Annotated in this window: 2 protein-coding genes, 2 tRNA genes and 2 pseudogenes; 3 read left to right on the forward strand and 3 right to left on the reverse strand. The window is 32.1% G+C overall.

Features of this window, described 5'->3' with window-relative positions; translation table 11 throughout:
• Positions 1-301: ATP-binding cassette domain-containing protein (locus KM885_RS17550; RefSeq protein ID WP_216884336.1), on the reverse strand; the 301-nt coding region annotated here is incomplete at its 3' end.
• A gap of 1,171 nt (positions 302-1,472) precedes the next feature.
• On the opposite strand from KM885_RS17550, the pseudogene KM885_RS18310 reads away from it, so the two are divergent.
• The 3 genes and pseudogenes from KM885_RS18310 to KM885_RS17565 all read left to right on the forward strand — a co-directional run bounded on the left by KM885_RS18310 (position 1,473) and on the right by KM885_RS17565 (position 3,206).
• Positions 1,473-1,727 (forward strand): annotated as a pseudogene (locus KM885_RS18310) (helix-turn-helix transcriptional regulator).
• Positions 1,728-2,068: 341 nt separating this feature from the next.
• A pseudogene (locus KM885_RS18315) lies at positions 2,069-2,239 on the forward strand (terminase gpP N-terminus-related DNA-binding protein); the annotation flags it as partial.
• Positions 2,240-2,690: 451 nt separating this feature from the next.
• Positions 2,691-3,206 carry a site-specific integrase gene (locus tag KM885_RS17565; protein WP_338113702.1) on the forward strand — a complete coding sequence of 172 codons (516 nt, stop codon included), beginning with the start codon at positions 2,691-2,693 and terminating at the stop codon, positions 3,204-3,206.
• Positions 3,207-3,290: 84 nt separating this feature from the next.
• Here the strand turns inward: KM885_RS17565 and KM885_RS17570 are convergent.
• Both KM885_RS17570 and KM885_RS17575 read right to left on the reverse strand, forming a co-directional pair.
• Positions 3,291-3,363 (reverse strand) — tRNA-Thr (locus KM885_RS17570).
• A gap of 7 nt (positions 3,364-3,370) precedes the next feature.
• Positions 3,371-3,445 (reverse strand) — tRNA-Asn (locus tag KM885_RS17575).

Raw genomic sequence — 3,445 nt, forward strand, 5'->3', positions numbered from 1 at the left:
TATTTATAATTTGAAAAAATATAGAATTTGAACCTTGTTTACTTAGGCACATGGAAGTATGAATAATTAAGGATATAATTTCTTTTTTAACCGATGGATTATCATGGGAAGTTTTATTAATGGAAATAGACCCTTCTTGAATTTTAAGTAAATCTACTATTAACTTAATAAGCGTTGTTTTTCCACTTCCATTAGGGCCAGCAATTGTTAATAGTTCTCCTTTATTTAAATTAAAACTTACGTTGTTTAGAACCGTATTTTTTTTGTCATAAGAATAAACAATGTTATGAATGTTAAGCATATATTCCTCCTATAAGATTAATTATAAATAGTAATTTGTACGAATGGATTTTGATAAAGTCCATATTGACTGCCTTTCTGTTACAATGTTTTTAACGACAAAAACTTTTCCTGGAGGAAAATCAATAAGGCCCACATCCATTTCACATTAAAAACAAAAGAAATACAATAACTAATTGAAAAATGTGTTCAAGATGATCTTTCTAAAAACATCTTACAAGGCGTTTAACCAACTGATGGGAATATCATAAAAACACAAACAATATTTGTGATTAAAATCTTGAAAAATCAACACATTTCGAAAGTCTATTGAACATAAGCAACATATAAAGTGATGAAGTCGTCACTGATTCGTCACTGAAACTAAAACGGAGAATAGTTACATACACCAAAAAGGCTCTTAACACAGTTATTTATTATTAGCTTATCTGACTTCTTCATTTTTTCAATACAAAAATTTCATATTTTGGAAATATATTACATTTATTTAACAATTTTAATTAATTTGGTAATATATTTATCTAAAATTTTATTTTCTAATTATTATCTTAAATTCATTTATATATTTTCATTCAGTATCTAACGCATAAATCTTCCAGTCTGATTTGCATCGTTTTATACATATCTGATGATCCTTGGAATTTAATCAAAAAAAATAGCGCGGAAGTTAATCAGCTTGTAGAGAAAGTCAGTATTTTTTCTCTACAAGCTTTTTTTGTTTGCTTGCAAAGATATTCCTGGTGATATTCCGTTAAAAATAGGCTCCCACAAACTTAGCCAAGCTTGGATAGGTGTGTGGGCAATCTTCTTAATGTTCTAGGACTATGCGGTGAGTAATACTTGCATTGGTAATCCCCTGAAACGATATTGGTAAAGTCCATGCAACTGTTTGGAGTCTGCTGTCACTTAAGATGAGTTTTTATGCAATAAATTTGAGGATTCTAGAATAGCATCGATTCCATTTTGATCACACCACTTTGTGAATTATGTCCAATGGCTGTGTCTAGAAACAATCATGATTGTTTATTTTTGCTAATAGTCATAATTCCTTGTCATACACATCGACAAACAATTATAAAATGGCGCAGACATAAATATCAGATTACGATATATCGTTTTTAGTACATATGTCTCATTATGATATATCCTAAATAGATATAGTAGGTGATTAATTGAAGAAAACAGAACAATTAACAGATTCGATGTTTTTTATTATGTCTGCTCTAACTAAACCTAGACATGGATACGCTATGATGAACTTAATTGAAGAAACAACAAAAGGAGCAATTATGATAAGTCTTGCTTCTTATGTACACAATTATTAAAAAATTATAAAAAAAGGGAGAGAGGTATTAGTGGAAGAGGTAAAGCTAAGAAAACTAATGATTCAATTGGCGGAAACTGGACTGAAGAGGACTGAAGAATGAGACAAAAAATACAATGACAGGGGGTATCTTCCACTGAATAGAAGGACATGGAAAAATTACACCGATATTTTTTACAAGGTTGAACTTGATAAGGAGAAAAATCAAATTTATATCCAAAGAAAGTGTTTTTCGTAATTTAAATTTGAGCCATTTCGCAACTATTTTTGAGGCACCTAAAATTAGAGGAATTCCCAAGCTTATATAAGTTGAGCTAAACTGCTTTCAATTCGGGTATAGAATTATAAAAATACCCGAAAGGATTGGTGACTTATAAATACTAAAGGGCAGATCGAAAATCTTAATGATGCAATGAAGCATGCAAAGGATCACCACGTTACCAGTCTGTTTACCTTTACCTAATTGGCTATAAGATAGTAGAAATTGCTAAAATTATTAATCGCCGTCGACAAACTATTAGTGCTTACATCAATGCCTACAAGAAAAATTCGCTTAAAGGGCTTGAAACGGGGCAGAAAGTCAATATACTTTATCAATTTTTACGAAATAAATGATCTTGGCCAAGTCTTTAAGACAGATAAATCTTACTTCATTTTGTGTATTATCTCTTGTATGAAACAACCTAACCAAAACCTTTAATTGTTACCTTTATTATACCAAATTAACAAGGTAAGTTATTGAACCTTTCAGAAAAATATGGCTGTCGAGAAAGTTAGTCTTAATAGCATTTTTTATATTTCCATTGCTACTACATACAGAAGCACACTGAACCATCAGCCTGTATATTGTGTTTATAAGTAAATATTTAAAACCCCTATTTCAATATCTCATTCTGAAATAGGGGTTTTCTACAAGTTGAGCAGCTCGAAAGCTATTTTTCATCTTTAATATTATTTTGATAACTTCATTTTTATAGAGCTCCTGATCTTGGAAAAACATCTAAATGTAAATACTGTAATAATAGATGATTAAATAGACTTATTTACTTCTTTTGGCTCCTACACTATAGCGTTTTGGCTTGTAATACAGTTCGGGTTACGATTCTCTGAAGTCCTTGGTTTACAGTGGAAAAATATTGACTTCAAGAATAAAACTTTACATGTAGAACAAGCATATCACGAACAAGAAAAGCAATTGGGTCGACTGAAAACAGAATCATCTCGACGTTCACTTCCAATATCTGATCAACAATTAGATTTCTTAAGGCAATACAAAGATAAGCAAACACCAAAAAGTGATATTGTTGTTACAAACTCTAATGGTGATTTCATGATGAAACGTAATGTTAGACGTGCCATGAAACGTATTTGTGAGCGTGCTGGCGTCAAACAGATTACATTTCATGAGTTAAGACATAAACATGCTACATTAATGCTCGAAATAAATGAACATGTGAAGATTGTTCAACAACGTCTAGGACACGTTAAGTCGGAAACAGCCGTCAATATTTATTCACATGTTCGACCGCAAGTTCACCAAGATTCCGCACAACGTTTTTCGGACTTTTTCGAGGCATACTAAAACGGTTAGGAAAAGTCGTCACTGTTTCATCACTGGAAACAAAAAAGCTTTTATCCTAATATGGACAAAAGCCTTAATATCAAGAGCTTCCAGCCGGATTTGAACCGACGACCCCTTCCTTACCATGGAAGTGCTCTACCTGCTGAGCTATGGAAGCACAAAAATGGCTCCACAGGTAGGATTCGAACCTACGACCGATCGGTTAACAGCCGATTGCTCTACCACTGAGCTACTGTGGA

It is taken from the genome of Oceanobacillus caeni (assembly GCF_019037185.1).
Classification (GTDB): domain Bacteria; phylum Bacillota; class Bacilli; order Bacillales; family Amphibacillaceae; genus Oceanobacillus; species Oceanobacillus caeni.